At 61.5% G+C, this 18,560-nt stretch carries 19 protein-coding genes; 12 read left to right on the top strand and 7 right to left on the bottom strand.

Annotation, left to right across the window (positions count from 1 at the left end; all coding sequences use genetic code 11):
• Positions 1 to 43 precede the first annotated feature (43 nt).
• The 6 genes from ACFT1A_RS07065 to ACFT1A_RS07040 all read left to right on the top strand — a co-directional run bounded on the left by ACFT1A_RS07065 (position 44) and on the right by ACFT1A_RS07040 (position 5,999).
• Positions 44 to 829: an aldolase gene (locus ACFT1A_RS07065; protein ID WP_054831664.1), complete on the top strand. Its 786-nt coding sequence runs from the start codon at positions 44 to 46 to the stop codon at positions 827 to 829.
• A 33-nt stretch (positions 830 to 862) separates the two neighbouring features.
• Entirely contained in the window at positions 863 to 1,765 is a 903-nt protein-coding gene (locus ACFT1A_RS07060; protein ID WP_378446389.1) for a dihydrodipicolinate synthase family protein, read from the top strand.
• A gap of 59 nt (positions 1,766 to 1,824) precedes the next feature.
• Entirely contained in the window at positions 1,825 to 2,706 is an 882-nt protein-coding gene (locus ACFT1A_RS07055) for an SDR family oxidoreductase (protein ID WP_378446388.1), read from the top strand.
• Positions 2,706 to 4,484 (top strand): DEAD/DEAH box helicase family protein, encoded by a 1,779-nt coding sequence (locus ACFT1A_RS07050; RefSeq protein ID WP_378446387.1) that lies wholly within the window; start codon positions 2,706 to 2,708, stop codon positions 4,482 to 4,484. The genes ACFT1A_RS07055 and ACFT1A_RS07050 overlap by 1 nt, the downstream gene beginning before the upstream one ends.
• Before the next feature lie 200 nt (positions 4,485 to 4,684).
• Positions 4,685 to 5,161, top strand: coding sequence for a nitroreductase/quinone reductase family protein (locus ACFT1A_RS07045; RefSeq protein WP_378446386.1), 477 nt, complete (start codon positions 4,685 to 4,687; stop codon positions 5,159 to 5,161).
• 58 nt (positions 5,162 to 5,219) lie between these two features.
• Positions 5,220 to 5,999 (top strand): DUF427 domain-containing protein, encoded by a 780-nt coding sequence (locus ACFT1A_RS07040; RefSeq protein WP_378446385.1) that lies wholly within the window; start codon positions 5,220 to 5,222, stop codon positions 5,997 to 5,999.
• 48 nt (positions 6,000 to 6,047) lie between these two features.
• Here ACFT1A_RS07040 and ACFT1A_RS07035 read toward each other — a convergent pair whose 3' ends face one another.
• Positions 6,048 to 7,280 (bottom strand): MFS transporter, encoded by a 1,233-nt coding sequence (locus tag ACFT1A_RS07035; RefSeq protein WP_378446384.1) that lies wholly within the window; start codon positions 7,278 to 7,280, stop codon positions 6,048 to 6,050.
• Between the two features lie 72 nt (positions 7,281 to 7,352).
• Between ACFT1A_RS07035 and ACFT1A_RS07030 the strand changes: the two genes are divergently transcribed.
• Positions 7,353 to 8,228, top strand: a complete 876-nt coding sequence (locus tag ACFT1A_RS07030; protein WP_378446383.1) for a LysR family transcriptional regulator — start codon at positions 7,353 to 7,355, stop codon at positions 8,226 to 8,228.
• Here the strand turns inward: ACFT1A_RS07030 and ACFT1A_RS07025 are convergent.
• The 4 genes from ACFT1A_RS07025 to cobF form a co-directional block, all read right to left on the bottom strand.
• A complete protein-coding gene (locus tag ACFT1A_RS07025; RefSeq protein WP_124567478.1) occupies positions 8,221 to 9,087 on the bottom strand; it encodes an Fpg/Nei family DNA glycosylase in 867 nt (288 codons plus the stop codon). The two genes, ACFT1A_RS07030 and ACFT1A_RS07025, sit on opposite strands and share 8 nt — an antisense overlap.
• Positions 9,088 to 9,127: 40 nt before the next feature.
• The gene (locus ACFT1A_RS07020; protein ID WP_378446382.1) at positions 9,128 to 10,303 is read right to left on the bottom strand and encodes a diguanylate cyclase domain-containing protein; all 1,176 of its coding nucleotides are present in this window, start codon (positions 10,301 to 10,303) and stop codon (positions 9,128 to 9,130) included.
• A gap of 43 nt (positions 10,304 to 10,346) precedes the next feature.
• Entirely contained in the window at positions 10,347 to 11,513 is a 1,167-nt protein-coding gene (locus ACFT1A_RS07015; RefSeq protein WP_378446381.1) for a GGDEF domain-containing protein, read from the bottom strand.
• A gap of 76 nt (positions 11,514 to 11,589) precedes the next feature.
• Positions 11,590 to 12,330 (bottom strand): precorrin-6A synthase (deacetylating), encoded by a 741-nt coding sequence (cobF, locus tag ACFT1A_RS07010; RefSeq protein WP_378446380.1) that lies wholly within the window; start codon positions 12,328 to 12,330, stop codon positions 11,590 to 11,592.
• A gap of 86 nt (positions 12,331 to 12,416) precedes the next feature.
• On the opposite strand from cobF, the gene ACFT1A_RS07005 reads away from it, so the two are divergent.
• From ACFT1A_RS07005 to ACFT1A_RS06985, 5 genes are all read left to right on the top strand, one after another.
• Positions 12,417 to 13,217: a thymidylate synthase gene (locus ACFT1A_RS07005; RefSeq protein ID WP_378446379.1), complete on the top strand. Its 801-nt coding sequence runs from the start codon at positions 12,417 to 12,419 to the stop codon at positions 13,215 to 13,217.
• A 2-nt stretch (positions 13,218 to 13,219) separates the two neighbouring features.
• Complete coding sequence (locus ACFT1A_RS07000) at positions 13,220 to 13,711, top strand: dihydrofolate reductase (protein ID WP_378446378.1); 492 nt, start codon at positions 13,220 to 13,222, stop codon at positions 13,709 to 13,711.
• Positions 13,712 to 13,795: 84 nt separating this feature from the next.
• Entirely contained in the window at positions 13,796 to 14,128 is a 333-nt protein-coding gene (locus ACFT1A_RS06995) for a cupin domain-containing protein (protein WP_230814377.1), read from the top strand.
• Between the two features lie 19 nt (positions 14,129 to 14,147).
• The gene (locus tag ACFT1A_RS06990) at positions 14,148 to 14,843 is read left to right on the top strand and encodes a hypothetical protein (protein WP_378446377.1); all 696 of its coding nucleotides are present in this window, start codon (positions 14,148 to 14,150) and stop codon (positions 14,841 to 14,843) included.
• Between the two features lie 27 nt (positions 14,844 to 14,870).
• Positions 14,871 to 16,562 carry a GAF domain-containing protein gene (locus ACFT1A_RS06985; protein ID WP_378446376.1) on the top strand — a complete coding sequence of 564 codons (1,692 nt, stop codon included), beginning with the start codon at positions 14,871 to 14,873 and terminating at the stop codon, positions 16,560 to 16,562.
• A 2-nt stretch (positions 16,563 to 16,564) separates the two neighbouring features.
• Here the strand turns inward: ACFT1A_RS06985 and ACFT1A_RS06980 are convergent, their stop codons facing one another.
• Both ACFT1A_RS06980 and ACFT1A_RS06975 read right to left on the bottom strand, forming a co-directional pair.
• Positions 16,565 to 17,203 (bottom strand): response regulator transcription factor, encoded by a 639-nt coding sequence (locus ACFT1A_RS06980; protein WP_003946380.1) that lies wholly within the window; start codon positions 17,201 to 17,203, stop codon positions 16,565 to 16,567.
• A gap of 76 nt (positions 17,204 to 17,279) precedes the next feature.
• Positions 17,280 to 18,173 carry a universal stress protein gene (locus tag ACFT1A_RS06975; RefSeq protein ID WP_378446375.1) on the bottom strand — a complete coding sequence of 298 codons (894 nt, stop codon included), beginning with the start codon at positions 18,171 to 18,173 and terminating at the stop codon, positions 17,280 to 17,282.
• Positions 18,174 to 18,560: the final 387 nt, after the last annotated feature.

The following is an 18,560-nucleotide window of genomic DNA, read 5'->3' as shown; positions in this document are numbered from 1 at the left end:
ACTGAATGTCATCTACTCCTGGGCCCCGAGAAAGGCACACCCCATGACCGACACGATGCATGCGAGCAAGCAAGAACTCATGGCCACCGCCGAGACGAAGATGCTCACCGAAGTAACCACAGGTAGTTGGACCCTTCGACAGAAGATCGCGTTGACCTGCAGGGCACTGTCGGACGCCGGCCACGATTCCGGCCTTGCCGGCCAGATCTCCGCCCGCGGTGAGCAGCCCGGCACGTTTGTCACCCAGCGACTCGGCCTCGGGTTCGACGAGATCACCGAGGACAACCTCCTGCTTGTCAACGAGGATCTCGAGGTTCTGGACGGGGAGGGAATGCCGAACCCCGCCAACAGGTTCCACAGCTGGATCTACCGCGCCCGACCCGACGTCAACTGCATCGTCCACACGCACCCATTGCACGCGACGGCGTTGTCGATGCTCGAGATTCCCCTCGTCGTGTCCCAGATGGACATCGCACCCCTCTACGACGATTGCGCATTTCTTGCCGACTGGCCCGGAGTTCCTGTGGGAAACGAGGAGGGCGAGATCATTTCGGCTGCACTCGGCGACAAGCGGGCAATTCTGCTCGCTCACCACGGCCAACTCGTCGTCGGTAATACCGTCGAAGAGGCCTGTTCCCTCGGGCATCTGATCGAGCGAGCCGCGCGGCTGCAGTTGCTGGCGATGGCGGCCGGCGACATCAAGCCGCTACCGCCTCGCCTGGCGAAAGAGGCACACGATTGGACGCTGACTCCTCGGCGCAGCGAGGCGAACTTCGCGTACTACGCCCGCCGCGCTCTCCGCAATCACCCAGACACGCTGACCAACTGAATTTCGTTTCGCACCAACAGAATAGAGAATCTCATGAGCAGCACCATCAAGGGAATTGTCGCCTATCCCATCACCCCGTTCGACCGCGATACCGGAGCGTTCGATCCCAAGCCGCTACACACGCTCCTCGACAACATGATCGGCAGTGGTGTCGACGCGATAGCCCCGCTCGGCAGTACCGGCGAGAGCGCCTATCTCGACGACGCGGATTGGGAGACAGTCGCCCGGGAGAGCCTCGACTACGTCGACCGCCGAGTCCCCACCGTCGTCGGCGTATCGGACTTGACCACGGCGGGAGCACTTCGCCGAGCATCGATCGCGGCAGACGCCGGCGCCGACGCAGTCATGATCCTTCCCACGTCGTACTGGCATCTGGGTGAGCAGGAGATTCGTGAACACGTCACTGCGGTAGCCGATTCCGTCGACATTCCGACGATGATCTACAACAATCCGGCCACCACCGGTATCGACATGTCGCCGGAGTTTCTCGTCGATCTCGTCTCCACCGTCGACGGCATCACGATGATCAAGGAATCCACCGGCGACATCACCCGGATGAACCGCATCAACGAACTGAGCGGTGGCACGATCCCCTTCTTCAACGGCAGCAATCCTCTTGCACTGCAATCTTTCTCTGCCGGCGCAAGCGGGTGGTGCACGGCAGCCCCGTGTCTGGCCCCCGAACAGGTGGTGCACTTCTGGCGTCTACTCGAATCCGGTGATCGGTCGGGCGCCGCCGCTGTGTTCGAACAGATCGAGCCACTACTGAAGGTCCTCGTCAGTCGCGGACTGCCGTCGACGGTCAAAGCCGGGTTGGAATTTCTCGGCGTCGACGCCGGCCTTCCCCGCCGGCCCCTGCTGCCCCTCGACGACAACACCAGGACTGCTCTGTCCGATGCGTTGTCGGTGGCTCGCGGTGTAATCGTCGCGTCGTGACCTGACGTGGGGGTGGGTTCCGGCAAGATGGAATGCACACCGACCGAAGGAGGGGCACCATGTCCGTAGATTCACGGTCTGCGAGGATCGCCGTCACCGGCGCTACCGGTCATATCGGCGGCCTGGTGGCCGCGTCGTTGGCCGACGCCGGTGTCCCGCAGCGGCTGATCGCACGTTCGGTCAATCGATTGCCGCAGCTCGCCGGTGCCGATTCTGCCGAGACCACATACGGGGATCGCGAGCGCGCTCTCGCGGCTTTGGCGGGAATCGACACCCTTTTCATGGTGTCGGCGGCCGAAAGCGCAGATCGCCTGGATCAGCATCGCACCTTCGTCGACGCCGCAGCGGCGGCCGGGGTCAGGCACATCGTGTACACGTCTTTCCTCGGCGCCGCCCCGGACGCAACGTTCACGCTCGCACGCGATCACTGGGTCACCGAAGAACACATCCGTGCTTCCGGACTCGCATTCACCTTCCTGCGCGACAGCTTCTACCTCGATTTCCTACCTGCTCTCGCCGGCGAAGACGGCGTGATCCGGGGCCCCGCCGGGGATGGTCTCGTCGGCGCTGTAGCGCGATCCGACATTGCGGCCGTCGCTGTCTCGGTCCTGAAGGATCTGGATTCCCATGTCGGACAGACATACAACCTGACCGGACGGGAGGCGCTGACGCTCTCCGAGGCGGCGAGCATCATCACCGAAGTCACGGGCAAGCAGACCACGTACGTCGAGGAAACTGTCGAGGAAGCTTACGAATCACGGGCGTCGTACAACGCACCGGCCTGGGAACTCGATGCATGGGTGTCGACGTACACCGCAATCGCGCAGGGTGAACTGGCGCTGATCACGGGCACTGTCGAAGAACTTGTCGGCCGGCCTCCAGTCACGCTGCGCGAATTCCTCACGGCAGAGACCGACACCACCGAGGTCGACACCGCCTGATGCCGCCACGCAAAGCAACCACGGCGCGCAAGGCTGCACCGAAGAAGGCTGCACCCAAGAAGAGCACGACCAGAAAGACCGCGCCAAAGAAGACTGTCGCAAAGAAGAGATCACGCGCTGCGATGCCGGATGTGCCGACTGCAGGTCCTGGTGAAAGAGTCTGGCTCCTCGACGTTCCCTTTCGAACACCGGCGCCTGGCGCTCAGTTCGTCAAGAAATGGAAGAGCTACGCGTGGGTCGGTGCTGAACTACCCGCAGAACTCGCACCGTTCAAGGCACTCCCCTTCTCATATCAGCAGTGGGTCGAGGACGACATCAATGACGGCATCGGTGAACGTCCAGTGGCCGCACCCAAAATTCCGCGGCCCGAGCAGGTTTCGGGAGCGGGCGCCGTCGTCGACGCTGCTCGCGCCGGCAAACGCGGATTTCTGTTGGCAGACAATGCCGGCCTGGGTAAAACGCTCATCGCGGTGATGGCAGCCAAGACGATTGCCGAGGAGCGCGGCGAAACCAACATCCTCGTGCTCGTCGATCGACCGGCACAGATCACCATTCCGCATTGGCGCTATTCCATCGCCTCGGTGGGCGACGGCGGCTTCCGCTGGTTGATCATGTCGCCTGATCAATTGAAGAAACTGATCGCACGAAACGGGCGTCCCAAGTACACGTTCGGTGTGGTGATTGCGGACGAAGCCCAGCTGTACAGCAACGACACACAGCGCACCGCTGCTTTCGAGAAGGTTGCGCGCTTTTCGAATGCGCACGAGCAGGCGCCCTTCGTCCTGTCCGTGACAGCAACTCCGGGACATACTCCAGCCGATCAGCGTTACCTGGCACCACTTTTTGCGCAGCTGCATTCGGAGCCCTCCGAATACTGGTCGGACCTCGGCGCCAGGCTTGTCGAGTCCGGTCTTCCGCTGGACAAGTCCTACGGGAAGTGGACGTGGAGCGCTGAGGCGAAGGAATCACCGACACTGCAATCCCAGGCGCTCGAGACCGTACGAGGGTGGATGTCGAACAACAATCCACCCTTGATGATTCATCGACCGACGCCGTGGGGACCCGTTCCACTGGACGGTATGCCGATCGACCTCACGCATGCCCAGCGCGCCGAGTACGAGACGGAGTGGGCCGAGTACGCGTACGAGATGGGCTTGGCCCGTAAGAGCCGCAACATTGCTCGGGGTCGTGCGCTGGTTCTCCGCTATCGGCAAAAGGCGGGAATGATCCGTGCCGAGTCGACAGCTCAGTGGGCGCAAGCCCAGGTCAAGGCAGGCAAGCAGGTGTTGGTGGCCGTCGAGTTCGTCTCCACGGCAGGCGATCCGCTGGTCGAGATGATCGAAGACGCCGGGATCTCGGTCGCGAAACTGTTCGGCGCGGTAGCGGACAAGGAGGGTCAGCGTCTGCGATTTCAACGCGGGGACGCACCCGTCATCGTCTTCAATGTCACGACCTCGATTTCGCTCCATGCCAACGAAGCGCTCCCCGACGGCACTCACGCATCCTCGATGCCACGGACGGGGATCTTTCATCAACCGCGATACTCGGGAATCGCGGCAGAACAGACATTCGGTCGCTCACACCGCGACTACCAGACGTGTCCGTGGGTCATTCCCTTCGGCGTGGGCACCAAGGAAGAGGACGTCGCCACTGTCATGTTGCGCAATCTCAATTCCGTGACCGGCCTGAAGGGCGGCGACCGATCCGGTCTGCGGTCGCTGTCCGAATTGCTCGGTGTCGAATGGCTCGAGCCCGACGTCTTGACGTCGGAGGCCTGACCTTCCGGCGAACGTCCGACGGCCACAAACGAGCGGTTTCGGAGATTTGCCCCAATTCTGCTCCGCTAAAACCGAATTCGCTTGACCGCTTCCTTCCTTTCGGGACTTTGGGACTCAGGTATCTGTGATCTGACGTGGCAGACTCTTTTTGAGTCGGAGTACACCAACCCCGAAACGGCGCCGAGAAAGCGAGGATTTCGATGCGCAATATCTACCGTTCGTTGATGCGCAATGTCGGTCACACACAATGGTTCTCGGATCTCGGCAAGGATCTGGTTCCGCTCGATCGAGCAGTACAAAAGGTGTCGGGTGGCAAGCTCTCCCTTGTCGGGGAGAACACCGTGACTCAGCTACTGCTCACCACGACGGGCCGTAAGACCGGCCGCTCTCGTACTACGCCACTCCTGTACGCGCCCGACGGCGACGCGTTCGTCGTCGTCGGATCCAACTGGGGGCAGGATGCGCATCCAGCGTGGACACTCAATTTGATGGCCGACCCTACTGCAATCGTGACGGTGAAGGGCGTCGAAATACCGGTCGGGGCAACCCTGGCGGAGGGCGCCACGCGTAAGAGACTGTGGACGCTCGCGACCACCGCGTGGCCGCCGTACGAAACCTACGCCGATCGAGCATTCGGGCGCCAGATCCGCGTATTTCGACTCCACCCTGTCAAATAGCTGCTGCCGGGCGCAGGATGGGAAGGACCAACCTGCCGAATCTCAGGAGCATTCGCGAATGTCCACAGCACTGACTCACGCAGAAGACACACAGATCAAAGCTTCCAACGGGCGGATCGCACTCGAGCCGAACCCCCGCCGAATTCGAGCATTCTTCGCTGGTCAGACCGTCGCGGACACCACTCGTTCGGTTTATCTGTTCGAACGCGGTCGCCTGCCGATGTACTACATCCCCCTCACCGACGTTCGCACCGACTTCCTCGTCCCGACGTCGACGACCACCCATTGCCCGTGGAAGGGCGACGCCACCTATTGGACGATCGAGATCGGGGATCGCCGCGCCGAGGACGCCGTCTGGTCCTACCCTCAACAGTTCGATGGTTCCCTGGACCTGAGTGAGTACGTCGCGTTCTACTGGGATCGCATGGACGCCTGGTTCGAAGAAGATCAACAGGTCTTTGTCCACGCCCGCGATCCATACGTACGTATCGACGCACTCCCCTCGTCCAGGCACGTCCAGGTTTTTGTCGGCGACGTGCTGGTCGCGGAGACGACACGACCCCGACTGCTCTTCGAAACCAGCCTGCCGACGCGGTACTACATTCCGAGAATCGACGTTCGCAGCGAGTACTTTGCGCCGTCTCCGACCACCACGGCTTGCCCGTACAAGGGCACCGCGTCGTATCTGTCCTTCACCGGCACAACCGAACTCGCACCGATTGAGGATCTGGCGTGGTTCTATCCGTTCACCACCGCCGAAGCGTCCGGGATCGACGACCATGTGTCGTTCTATCCCGAACGCGTCGGCAAGATCCTGGTGGACGGGGCCGAAATCTGAGAAGGTGCAGAAATCTGAAAGGTGCAGGGGTCCGATAAGGTGCGGCGCCTATCCCACCGCGACAGGGGATTCCGGGATTCGCAGTTCAGCCGTCTCCAGTCGGCGATCGTGCATCCACACCAACACCGTTACAAGGGAGAAGACCAACCCGGCGATGCATACTCCGTTCCAGCCGTACGACTTCCACACCACTGATCCCACTGCCGAACCCACGGCAGCACCGACGAAGTAGGTAGTCATGTAGACGGAGTTCACACGCGAACGCGCTTCGGGGACAAGGGCGTAGATCACATTCTGGTTGCTGACGTGCACTCCCTGCAGCGCGAGGTCGGCAAGAACGATGGCGACAAGAAACCACACTATATGCGCGGCTCCGCCGAAAAAGGGAAGCCACGAGACCAACAGAATCGCAATGGCGCCGCCGGTTGCCACCTGACCCAATCCCCGATCGGCCAGTCTGCCTGCCACTGTCGCCATCAATGCTCCTGCCACACCGAGAAGTCCGACGAGGCCGATTTGAGTGTCGCTGTAGCCGAATTCGTCGGAGAGCAGAAAGGCCATGGTTGTGAAAACAGTGCTGACGGCAGCAAAGGCCAACCCGCCCATAGCCGATCGAGTTCTCAGTCGCGGCAACGTCGCAGCCAACCTCCCTACCGAAGCAAGCGTGGCGCCGTAACCGGCCTTCGGGCGATCTGCGGAATCGGAAGGCAAAGATCGCCACAATGCCACGGCCATTCCCACCATCAGCACCGCCGCCACCTTGTACACCGTCGACCAACCTCCCAGTCCGGAGAGCACGCCGGCAACGCTGCGCGCCAACAGGATTCCGATCAGTAGTCCGCTCATGATCGTGCCGACCACCTGACCGGACCTCTCAGGTTCGGCCAGTGAGGCGGCAAACGGGATCAGTACCTGCGCGGCGACCGAAAAGACTCCAGCGACTGCGATTCCCACTGCCAGCGTGGCAAAGTTCGGCGCAAATCCGCTGACCGCTTGACCGGTCGCCGCCAGCAGCATGAGCCCTACCGTCAGCTTGCGTCGGTCCACCATGTCGCCCACCGGAACCAGGAGTATCAATCCGAGTGCATACGCGACCTGTGCAATGGTCACAGTCGCGGCCGCGGTGGAGGCGGACACATTCAGGTGCTCCGAGATGGAATCGAGAAGTGGCTGATTGAAATAGTTACCGCCCGCGCACAGGCCCGTCGCCGCGGCCATGAGGAGCACTATCGGTAGTCCGAGCCTCGGACGCGCGTCGCTTGAGATCATGTCGTCAAGCATGACCGCACACACCGGCGTGCGTCCAATAGATGGATACGCATGATCTATCGCCGAGAACGATAGATTGACGTAATGGAACTACGTCACATTCGCTACGCCCTTGCCGTCGCGGAAGACAGACACTTCAGCCGGGCGGCCGCGCGGTTGCACGTTTCCCAGTCCGCCCTGAGCGCCCAGATCAGAGACCTCGAAAAGGAACTGGGAGTAGAACTGTTCAACCGGAACAGTCGCAACGTCGGCCTGACTGCTGCCGGCGAGGTTTTTGTCGCGCGCTCCCGTGAGGTACTCGGCGCCATGTCGAGACTGGTCAGCGATGTCTCAGCCCGGAGCAACGAGCAGGTGCGGCTGACGGTCGGCACCATCACCTCGGCAGGACGCGTCGACGTCGGCCGCGCCCTGGCAGATCTGACACGCCGACACCCTGCCATCAACATCACCGCGCGGCCGTACGGCAGTGAAGTCGTGATCGAGGGAGTTCGGTCCGGCGCGATCGACGTCGGCATTGTCGGATTGGCCGCCGGCCGCCTACCCAAGAGCTTTGCCGCGGCACCGTTGTGGAGTGAACCGACCGCAGCGTTTGTCGCTCCCGACCATCCCTTTGCCCAGGCCTCGTCGATCAGGCTCGAAGACCTACGAGATCACACTCTCGTGGACTTCGCCTCGGGCAGCGAGGCCCGTGTCCAAACCGACCAGGCCTTCGCCGAATCACAGGTCCCTCGCGGAAAAACTCTCGAAGCCAACTCCGTGGACCTGATCTGTTCACTGACCGCCAACGGTTTGGGCGTCGGCCTGCTCCCCCAATCCATGAGCGCCCTACATCCCGAACTGATCTGCATTCCGATCACCGATGCACCACATCGGATCGTCCACGCAATTACCGAACCGACCCATTCGTCTGCCCTCGCCCGAGAGTTCGTCGAACTGCTCGCGGCGCAGTTCGCTACTTGAGTAGTTTCGACATTCGCCTGTCCGCCAACGGTTTACCACCGGTCTGGCACGTTGCGCAGTACTGAAAAGAGCGTTCTGCGAACGACACTTCGCGTACGACGTCACCACACACCGGGCAGGGAAGTCCGGTGCGCGCGTGTACTCGCATTCCCGAGCGTTTTTCACCTTTGAGTCGGGCCGCATCCTGACCCTCCGAGCGCTCGATCGCGTCGGCCAGCGTGGATCGCATCACGGCGTACAGAGCCGAAATCTGCTCCGGTGTCAGACGCGACGAGGTCGCGAACGGCGAGAGTTTCGCGGTGTGGAGGATCTCGTCCGAGTAGGCGTTCCCGATCCCGGCGATCAGCGACTGATCGACTATCGAGTTCTTGATCCGCGCCGACGTGCCGCCCAGAATCTCAGCGAACTCGGCTTCGGTCACAGCCATCGCGTCCGGACCCAATCGGGCGATCCCAGGAACCTCCTGCGGATCGTTCACCACCCAGACCGCGAGGCGCTTCTTGGTACCCGCCTCGGTGAGATCGAATGCCGGCGTCAACCCTTCGGGGGTGAAGAAATGAACGCGCAGCGCCAATGGACCCTTGCCCGGCTTCGGCGGTGTCGCGGACGGGTTGTCGAGCCACCGCATCCAACCGGCACGGGAGAGATGCGTGACCAACCACAACCCGTCGCAGTCCAGCGCCAGGTGCTTTCCGAAGCGCGCAGCGCCCGTCACGTCGCGCCCTTGCAAAGCCGTGATCGGCGGATCGAAGGTCTTGAGCACACTCAGTGCGGCGATGTCGACGCGTCCCACCACTGCGCCGACCGCGTGCTGACGAAGGAACCCTGCCAGCGCTTCCACCTCGGGTAGTTCAGGCATGGCAACAGACTAGCGCCGACCACGGACACTCACAGTGCGCTCAGTCCGATTCCGTCTGCAGAACCACCGAGTGCCCACCGCGCGCCTTCGCGGAATACATCGCCCGATCCGCTCGCCGCAGCAGGGTCGGGTAGGCGACCAGCGCATCATCCGCTGACGCGAAAGGCCCTGCGATCTTGGCGATTCCGATGCTCATGGCCACCTCGGGATGATCGGGCGAGTTGATCGTCGACCGCACAAGGTCATGTTCGAGTCGATCGAACGAGCGTTGATCGACCGAATCGACGATGACGAACTCGTCGCCGCCTATCCGTGCGATCAACGCCGTCGGGCCGGCACATTCGACCAGTCGCGATCCGACTTTTTCGATAACAGCGTCGCCGACGGAATGTCCGTACTCGTCGTTGATGGCTTTGAATCGATTGATGTCGACAGCAGCGACAACCAAGAGCGCCGAGTGCGTGTGCGACCGCTCCAGCAACAGTCGCACCTCGTCGGCCAGTCCCCTCCTGTTGAGCAGTCCGGTCAGTGGGTCCAATTGCGAATTCAACGCGTCGGTGCCGAGGATGGAGAAGATGAACTGACAGGCAAAGGGAATCACGTAGATCGCCGCGCCGACCAGAACTACCAAGGCGACCAGAACCGGAACATCCGAATAGTTTTCGACTACGGAAATGCGTGTCACGATTCCGATGACGACAACGAATACCCACAACATGTGCAGGCTCTGCATTCGCGCATTGTGAAAAAACGCGATATAGCCGCCGATTACGGAGAACATGACTGCATGCGCCAATGCAGCAAGCGGATTGGAATACAACAGCATTGCGGCCGCTATTCCCACTTCCGAGTAGAGCACAAAAGCGTATGACCAGGAGCGGGACAAACTGCGCCTCGTCGAGAGCACGACGGCCATCATCACGGTTACGACAATGATGACGGCATTCGCGGTGCGCGCGTGGGAACTGGTCGGCCCCTGCGAACTGAAGCGAGTCAGGAACATGATGACCGTGACCAGCACCAACGAGCAGACGACAAGAACTCGCGAAGCGACGGTCAGCCCCTTGTCCGCGAGATAGCGGTTGAAGGTGTCGAATTGGTCCGGCCGTCGATACCAATCGACCAGTTGAGATGAGATCAGCCGGAATGCAGGAACCGAGAGCGGTCGTTGCGACGCAACGGCGTCCAAACGCTCCACATTCCCGGTTGATCCCATGAGATCAGACTAAACCAGTCAACTCCCCGCAATCAGACAATTCTCACAGTTTGCCGTCCCAGATCACAACCTGATTGCCGCCGGCAGCTTTCGCCCGATACATCGAGGCATCGGCTACTCGAAACAGTTCCGTCAACTCCTCGTCGGAAATGATCGCTGACCATTCGGCAGAGGTGATCGCGACTCCGACGCTGGTCGTCACAGCCGGATCATGATCATCGATTCGCAAGTGCCTTCGCAGATTGCCTTCGAATGCAGACGCTGCACCGACGTCTATCGTGTCGACCAAGACGAACTCGTCCCCACCGAACCTGGCAAAAAGCGCGTTCTCACTGCCGCACCACCGCAGTCGGTCAGCAATCTGCCGAAGTACAAGATCTCCTTCTTCGTGCCCGAGTGAGTCGTTGACGCTCTTGAACGAATCGACGTCGACAATCGCGACGACATAAGACGATTTGCTCGACGCACGTCCCGTTGCCCCCATTTCGACAACGGCTCGCTGCAGCCCGCGCCGATTCAGAAGGCCGGTCAACGGATCGACATCCGAGCTGTCGGCGTCGGATCCGAGAAGTGAGAGGACGAACTGGCAGGCAAACGGGATGACCACGATCCCGGTGGCGATGATCAGACACAGTGCAGTGGCCAGCGCAGGATCCGCATATACCGCGACCTTTCGGCCGACGACTGCCAGAACCACGATCGACAACGCCATGTGCAGCGCTTGAAGTCTCGCGTTGTGGAAGTAGGCGATGTACCCGCCGATCAACACGAAGAGCACACACTGGATCAACCCGATGAACGGATCGCTGTTCAGGAACACGCCGACGAATACGCCGACCTCGCAGTAGGCAACGAAAAAATACGACCACCGACGCGTGATTTCGGGCAGAAGACAAAAGAGCACGATCGTCGCGACCGTGACAGCGATGATCACGGCGTTGACGACACTGGTGACATGGTTGTGAACGCCCGCGTCGCTGAAGCGCAAGAGAGTCATCGCGATGACGACCGTCGTCAGGGAACCGATGACCAGCAATCGGACGGCTAGTTCCAATCCCTTCGTGGCGAGGTATCGGTTGAAGCTGTCGAATTGATCAGGACGCCGATACCACTGAACGAGAAGGTCGAAAGCCGACTTCACAGCTGATCTTTCACGACCACGCGGCGCGGGCAGGATCGACTGCAGTCGGTCCTGTCCGAACGATGTCATGCGCAGATCATAGGTGCGCAGACCGTCATTCGGGATCAAGAGCGCAGGATCGACCGGTGCAATCTGTGACCGGTCGTCAGCGCCGAATGAGGTACGTATCCATGATCCAGCCGTGCTTCTCTCGCAGCTCCGCTCGACGCGCGACGATCCGATCTTCGACGTCGCGCAGTTTGCCGGAAATCAACTCCTCAACCGAGGTTCCGAGGTACGCACCCCACCAGATCTCGGCGTCGTCTTCGCTCACCTGAGTGAACGTGCAATGCGCGTCGAGCATCACGACGGCGTTGTCCACTCCGTCAGGTAATCCCTCGGCCAGTTTGCGGCCGGTCGTGATGTGGATGGGTTCGCCGATTCGGTTCAGGACGATCCGGTGTTGTGCAGCCAGCGACTGCACGCTCGTGATCCCCGGGATGACGGAGTAGTCGAACGACACTCTCCCGCGAGCGAGCACGCGCTCGACGATCCGCAGAGTGCTGTCGTAGAGGGAAGGGTCACCCCAGACGAGAATCGCTCCCACTCCGGGTTCGGCCGCGAATTCCGCTTCGAATTTCGCTGCCCGTCGCTCGTGCCAGTCCTCGACGACACCTTCGTAATCGGTCGGGGTTCGGTCCCGCGGTGGGTCCGTGATCTCGACCACCTTGTAGTCGAGATGAACGTGCTCGTCGAGGATGCCGGTTCGCAGGTCGAACAGAGCCTGCTTCTCGTCGCCCTTTCCGATGATGAAGAAGGTATCGGCCCTGTTCATGGCCTTGATCGCCTGGACAGTCACCTGGTCGGGATCACCCGCACCGATACCGATCACCAAGAGTTCGCGCATGCGCCGAGGCTATATTGCTGTGCGCCTTTATTAACCGCCGGAGGTTAATAAAGGCGCACAGCAGGCTAGGCCCTAGACTGATTGCCGTGACTGTCTCCACTGCTTACGAAGACCTCCTCCGGCTCGTCATGGAGACGGGTACCGCCAAATCCGATCGCACCGGAACCGGTACCCGCAGCATCTTCGGTCACCAGATGCGCTTCGATCTTTCCGACGGCTTTCCGCTCGTCACCACCAAGAAAGTCCACCTCAAGTCGATCGTCAACGAGCTCCTGTGGTTCCTGCGCGGCGACTCCAACGTGGCGTGGCTGCACGAGCACGGCGTCTCCATCTGGGACGAGTGGGCCGACGAGAACGGCGAACTCGGCCCCGTTTACGGCGTCCAGTGGCGTAGCTGGCCCACCCCCTCGGGCGAGCACATCGACCAGATCACGCAGACCGTCGAGACCCTGCGCTCGAACCCCGATTCGCGGCGGATCATCGTCTCGGCGTGGAACGTGGCCGACATTCCGCAGATGGCACTGGCGCCCTGCCACGCTTTCTTCCAGTTCTACGTCGCCGACGGCAAGCTCTCGTGCCAGCTGTACCAGCGCAGCGCCGACATGTTCCTCGGCGTTCCGTTCAACATCGCGAGCTACGCGCTACTCACTCACATGATGGCCCAGCAAGCCGGACTCGAAGTCGGTGAGTTCGTCTGGACCGGCGGCGACTGCCACATCTATGACAATCACGTCGATCAGGTCACCGAGCAGCTCGGTCGCGAGCCCCTGCCGTTGCCGACCCTGAAACTGAACAAGCGCGATTCCATCTTCGACTACACCTTCGAGGATGTGGAGATCGTCGACTATCAGCACCACCCCGCGATCAAAGCGCCGGTTGCGGTCTGACGATGACCGATCGCACAGTCACCCTCATCTGGGCACAGGCTCATGACGGCGTCATCGGCGCCGACAACACGATCCCGTGGCGCGTGTCCGAAGACATGGCCTACTTCAAGCGCGTCACCATGGGGCATCCGGTGATCATGGGGCGGCGCACCTGGGACTCCATTCCACTGAAGTTCCGGCCGTTCAGCGGGCGCCGGAACATCGTCGTCACACGCGATCCGCAGTGGCACGCCGAAGGCGCCGAGGTAGTCCACAGCCTGGACGACGCTCTGGCGTTGCCGGACGGCGACGTCTTCGTGGTCGGCGGCGGGCAGATTTATTCGGGTGCACTGCCATTCGCGACGCATCTACTCGTGACCGAGATCGACCTCGATATCGCCGGCGATGCCTTCGCTCCCGAGATCGGCTCCGAATGGAACCTGAAGTCCGACGAGCCCTGGCAGACCTCGGAGAAGAGCGGGCTGCGCTTCCGCTGGCTGGAATACACTCGCTGACCGACTTCCGCCGATAACGAGGCACCTTGCGAGTGAGTCGGTCATACTCCAAGAACGACATTCACCGCTTTCGAGAGGTCTTCGATGGACAAGAAGTCACTGACCGCTCTCGCTCGCCAACAGTTGAAACTGGCGGGCTCGGCGACCAGCGGTCGCAGTTCACAAACCGTCTACGGCGGCCACCAGCGCAGCCTGCGGCAGACGGTGATCGCGCTGAGCGCCGGCAAGAGCCTCGCCGAACACGACAGTCCGGGCGAAGCCACGCTGTTGGTCCTGAGCGGGAAGCTGAATCTTGTGTGTGGGAGCGACCAGTGGAAAGGATCCACCGGTGATTTCCTTGCCGTTCCGGCCGACCGGCACAGTGTCGAAGCGCTCGAAGACGTCGCATTTCTGCTGACCGTCGCCATGAAGGGCTGAAGTCGGTAGCGTCTTCCGGATGAGCGAAACCGTGATCGAGGTGTCGATCGTCGCAGCCCCGTCCGTACTCTGGCCCGCGCTGCGTGATCCGTCGCTGATTCGTCGTTGGTTCGGCTGGGAGTACGAGGGACTCGACGACGAAATCACCCAGATTTACTCCACCGCTGAGGCCGACCCCGAAGCGTTGACGCTGAGACTCGGAAACGGTGACCGTTTCTCTCTGTTCGAACAAGACGGCAAGACGGTCGTCCGCATCGATCGGCCGGCAAAGTCGGCGGAAGACGACTGGTACGACGACATCACCGAGGGGTGGACGACGTTCCTCCAGTTGCTCAGATTCGCCGTGGAACACCACGGACTGGCCGAGCGGAGAACCATTTATCTCGACGGCCTTCTGCTCCCCGGCGAGAACGTGGCGACTGTCCTCGGGATCACCGAAATCGATCTGGCAGAGGGAAGTCGATACGCGGCGACGATCGCTCCCGGCGACTACTTCGAGGGCGTCGTCGACTTCGTCACCGACCACCAATTCGGCTTGACAGTCGAAGATCTCGGCCCTGGCCTGCTGTCCGTCGCCGCGCAGTCCGTGACTGCCCAGCGACCCGACGGAGGTATGTCGATCCTGCTGACCACCTACAACCTGAGCGATGACGAGTTCGACGAAATCAAGCATCACTGGTCTTCGTGGTGGGAAGGTCGCCGTCAAGAGGGCTGACGTTCCGCGAGGCGATATGCTTCGACCATGGTCGAAGCTTCGGGTCACAGTCCGGCACGCACGTTCGGCGAGTTGCTCGACCGCCTGGGCGATTCCAACGCAGACATCCCCACGCTCCACCGTCTGCTCGAGGCGGTCCTGGTCGTCGGTTCAGGCCTTGATCTCGACCTGACACTTCAACGGATCATTACTTCTGCGACAACGGTTCTGGACTGTCGCTACGGCGCCCTGGGGGTTGCAGCGCCAGGGGGCGGGCTCTCCGAATTCGTCTACGAGGGAATCCCCGGGTCCCAACGCGCGATCATGGGACATTTTCCCGAAGGGCATGGCGTTCTGGGTGTTCTGATGAATCATCCGCAGACTTTGCGCGTGGCGCATCTCGGCGACCATCCCGAATCGGTCGGATTCCCCGCAAACCACCCACCGATGGAGAGCTTCCTCGGAGCGCCGATCATGATGCGAGGAAAGGTGTTCGGCAGCATCTATCTGACCGAGAAGCGAGGAAAAGCCGAGTTCACCCAGGAGGACGAGGTCATTCTGGAGGCTCTCGCCATCGCCGCCGGTATCGCCGTGGAAAACGCCCGACTGTTCGAGCAGTCTCGAACTCGTGAAAGATGGCTCACCGCAACATCTGCCATCCGCTCGCGGTTGCTGGCCGGTGACTCGCTCGAGGACGGCTTGCAACTTCTTGCCAGCCGCGTTCGGGATTTGACCGGGGTCGAGGACGTGATCGTGGTGATCTGCGAGAACGGGTATGCCCAGGTCCATGCTGCGGCCAGCGCCCGAACCACTTCTCGTGGGGTCAGAATTCCAGCGACGACCTATCCGTTCGACGTCGTACGGAGTACGCGAAAGCTACAGGTGCTCACCACCTTAGGTGCGCTCACTGAACTGGTGCCGTCGGCCGGTAGTGCGGTCGTTGCACCGATGTGCGTCGCCTCGGGTGTAGTCGGCGCGGTCATCGTGGCGTCGAATTCCACCAACACGCACTGGGACCACGACGAACTGACCCGGATCGAGTCGATGGCCGAACTCGGCTCCGTTGCAATCGAGTTCGACGAGAAACAGAAGGCGCAACGCCTGTTGTCGGTTCTCGCGGACCGCGACCGCATCGCACGCGACCTGCACGACAACGTCATCCAGCGACTGTTCGCGAGTGGAATGAGCCTGCAGAGCACGCTTCCGGACGAGACCCTCCCCGAGTCGGCGCGCGCAATTGTCAAACGATCTCTCGAACAATTGGACAAGACCGTCCGCGAGATCCGGACTACCATCTTCGATCTGCAGACTCCCACGGCCACCGATTCGTCGAGCCTGCGGCGACGCCTCCTCGACGTCATCGGCGACGCCACCGCACAATCCGCCGTGACCCCCAGCGTCCAATTCTCCGGCGCCATCGACACTCTCGTGAATCCCGGCATCCACCAGCACGCCGAAGCTGTACTGCGAGAAGGACTGAGCAACGTCCTCCGGCACGCACATGCACACCACATCACCATCGCAGTCACCGCGGATGTCGAATTCGCGATCACAATCGAGGACGACGGCGTCGGACTCCCCTCCGACTTCCACAAGAGTGGGCTTCACAATCTCGAGCGCCGTGCCGAACACTGCGGCGGTACATGCACGATCGTCAACCACGATCCGAGCGGTGCACGTCTACTTTGGCGAGTGCCGCTAGGTCGCACCAGCTCGAATCGACCGAAGTCCGGTCGGTAGACCTATCGACTGCCGCTGCGGATTTCGGTGGCCAGCACTGCAGCCTGAGTACGACGCTGCATGCCCAGCTTCGACAGCAGACGCGTCACGTAGTTCTTGACCGTCTTCTCCGCGAGGAACAATCGCGCGCCGATCTCCCGGTTGGTGAGTCCCTCTCCGATGAGGTCGAAGACTGCTCGCTCCTGATCGGATAGCTCGGCCAACGGATCAGCTGTGCGGTCGCTACGGATCCGCTGCATCAGCGCCTCCGTCGCCCGACTGTCGAGCAGTGAACCGCCGCGCCCGACTGTGCGGACCGCAGCGACCAGATCGGTTCCCAGGATCTGTTTGAGGACGAACCCCGAGGCGCCCGCCATGATCGCGTCGAGCAACGCCTCGTCGTCGGCGTACGAGGTGAGCATCAGGCAGCGCAGGTCGGGAAGCATGGAGCGCAGTTCGCGGCACAGTTCGACACCGTTGCCGTCAGGCAGCCGTACGTCCAGAACCGCGACGTCGGCATTGCTCTGCGGTACCGCAGCCAATGCTTCTCCCACGGATGCGGCCTCACCCACCACCACGAAGTCTTCGACCCCGCCGAGTAGGTCGAACAAACCGCGCCTGACGATCTCGTGATCGTCAACCAGGAATATCCGCGTTGTCATCGAACCCCTCCAAAAGACATCTCGAGTCGAACGGTACCGGAGATGGTGGACTCAGAACTCATTGAATGCATTCTCTTCACTTGTTGACGTGCCGGACTATGAGAACCGGGCAATCCGCAGTGTGCAGGAGCGCCCGACTGGTCGACCCGAGGAGCATTCCCGCGAATCCGCCGCGCCCACGGCTACCGACGACTATCAATTGCGCCGTCTCCGCGTATTCGCTCAGAACTCGCACCGGACGGTCACGCGCGACGACCCTCTCGACGACGACGTCCGGGTAGCGCTCGGTGAATCCGGCCAATTGCTCGGCGAGGACAATTTCCTCGCCAGTCTGGATACTGCTCCACAGTGGGTCCTCAGGGGTGGCGCCCAGCGAGGGCTGCACACTCACGTCACTCCACACGTTGACCGCAATCAAGGTGGCGCCCCTCGCGGAAGCCTGCTCGAAAGCATGCTCGACTGCCTCGATGCTGCTCTCGGATCCGTCGACGCCGACGACGACGGGGCCTTCGGTCGGCGGTCGCCCGTCGAGGGTCCGCCCTCTGACCACTGCAACCGGCGATTCGCCGTGCGAGACCACGGACACCGTCGCGGAACCGACGACCAGTCCGGTGAATTCACCGTGTCCGCGGGGTCCGAGCGCAATGATGTACGCACTCTTGGACAATTCGATCAGCCGATCGGAGACACTGCCGTCGAGAAGTTCGGTGACGATCTCGAGGTCGTCGTCGATGCTCTGGCGCGCGAGGATCTGTGCGCTGTCCAGACGAGCGGTAGCAGTGCGGCGCAGTTCGTCCTTGAAGCTCTCGGCGAGGTACGGCTCGGAGTAGTAGAAGGCGGGGATGTGCACCACCGTCGCGATGTGGAGAGGACGACCGAGCGCCACTGCCGTTCGAGCCGCCCAGACGACAGCCGACGACGCCGATTCCGAACCGTCCACTGCTACGACGACGGGTTTGGTTGCACTCATGTTCGTCCCTCCACAATCGACCACAGAATCTCTTCGCCCCCACACTATTGCCCAATGACGGCAAAAAGGATTCATCGGCTGACGCGAGTCCCGAATCGGACATTCGACCTCTGGGTGGACTGCGGCAACGGCCCCGCCAACATCCCGAACGGGCGTCAACGAGGCCACCGGTGCCGGACTCGCACGCGAACCCTGGCTACCCGATCCACGTTAGGCGAAGAAGCCGACCGGTCAGAAGTGCAGAAAGTCCTGTCAAGAAGCGCCCAAAATCAGGTTTCGTGCGCAAGAGATCCGGAACACCTGCTGTGCGCCTTTATTAACCGCGGGCGGGTTATAAAGTCGCACGGCACGGTCAGTGGCAAAAAATGCGGACCATATAGATCAGCA

Source organism: Rhodococcus sp. NPDC057135 (assembly GCF_042670865.1).
Taxonomy (GTDB): domain Bacteria; phylum Actinomycetota; class Actinomycetes; order Mycobacteriales; family Mycobacteriaceae; genus Rhodococcus_F.
Note: the sequence above shows the minus strand (reverse complement) of the source record. Positions and strands in the feature narration are given on the sequence as shown.

Coding starts and splice junctions, on each gene's coding strand:
- ACFT1A_RS07065 (WP_054831664.1), top strand. CDS start 44: ATGACCGACACGATGCATGCGAGCAAGCAAGAACTCATGGCCACCGCC.
- ACFT1A_RS07060 (WP_378446389.1), top strand. CDS start 863: ATGAGCAGCACCATCAAGGGAATTGTCGCCTATCCCATCACCCCGTTC.
- ACFT1A_RS07055 (WP_378446388.1), top strand. CDS start 1,825: ATGTCCGTAGATTCACGGTCTGCGAGGATCGCCGTCACCGGCGCTACC.
- ACFT1A_RS07050 (WP_378446387.1), top strand. CDS start 2,706: ATGCCGCCACGCAAAGCAACCACGGCGCGCAAGGCTGCACCGAAGAAG.
- ACFT1A_RS07045 (WP_378446386.1), top strand. CDS start 4,685: ATGCGCAATATCTACCGTTCGTTGATGCGCAATGTCGGTCACACACAA.
- ACFT1A_RS07040 (WP_378446385.1), top strand. CDS start 5,220: ATGTCCACAGCACTGACTCACGCAGAAGACACACAGATCAAAGCTTCC.
- ACFT1A_RS07035 (WP_378446384.1), bottom strand. CDS start 7,280: ATGCTTGACGACATGATCTCAAGCGACGCGCGTCCGAGGCTCGGACTA.
- ACFT1A_RS07030 (WP_378446383.1), top strand. CDS start 7,353: ATGGAACTACGTCACATTCGCTACGCCCTTGCCGTCGCGGAAGACAGA.
- ACFT1A_RS07025 (WP_124567478.1), bottom strand. CDS start 9,087: ATGCCTGAACTACCCGAGGTGGAAGCGCTGGCAGGGTTCCTTCGTCAG.
- ACFT1A_RS07020 (WP_378446382.1), bottom strand. CDS start 10,303: ATGGGATCAACCGGGAATGTGGAGCGTTTGGACGCCGTTGCGTCGCAA.
- ACFT1A_RS07015 (WP_378446381.1), bottom strand. CDS start 11,513: ATGACATCGTTCGGACAGGACCGACTGCAGTCGATCCTGCCCGCGCCG.
- cobF (WP_378446380.1), bottom strand. CDS start 12,330: ATGCGCGAACTCTTGGTGATCGGTATCGGTGCGGGTGATCCCGACCAG.
- ACFT1A_RS07000 (WP_378446378.1), top strand. CDS start 13,220: ATGACCGATCGCACAGTCACCCTCATCTGGGCACAGGCTCATGACGGC.
- ACFT1A_RS06995 (WP_230814377.1), top strand. CDS start 13,796: ATGGACAAGAAGTCACTGACCGCTCTCGCTCGCCAACAGTTGAAACTG.
- ACFT1A_RS06990 (WP_378446377.1), top strand. CDS start 14,148: ATGAGCGAAACCGTGATCGAGGTGTCGATCGTCGCAGCCCCGTCCGTA.
- ACFT1A_RS06985 (WP_378446376.1), top strand. CDS start 14,871: ATGGTCGAAGCTTCGGGTCACAGTCCGGCACGCACGTTCGGCGAGTTG.
- ACFT1A_RS06980 (WP_003946380.1), bottom strand. CDS start 17,203: ATGACAACGCGGATATTCCTGGTTGACGATCACGAGATCGTCAGGCGC.
- ACFT1A_RS06975 (WP_378446375.1), bottom strand. CDS start 18,173: ATGAGTGCAACCAAACCCGTCGTCGTAGCAGTGGACGGTTCGGAATCG.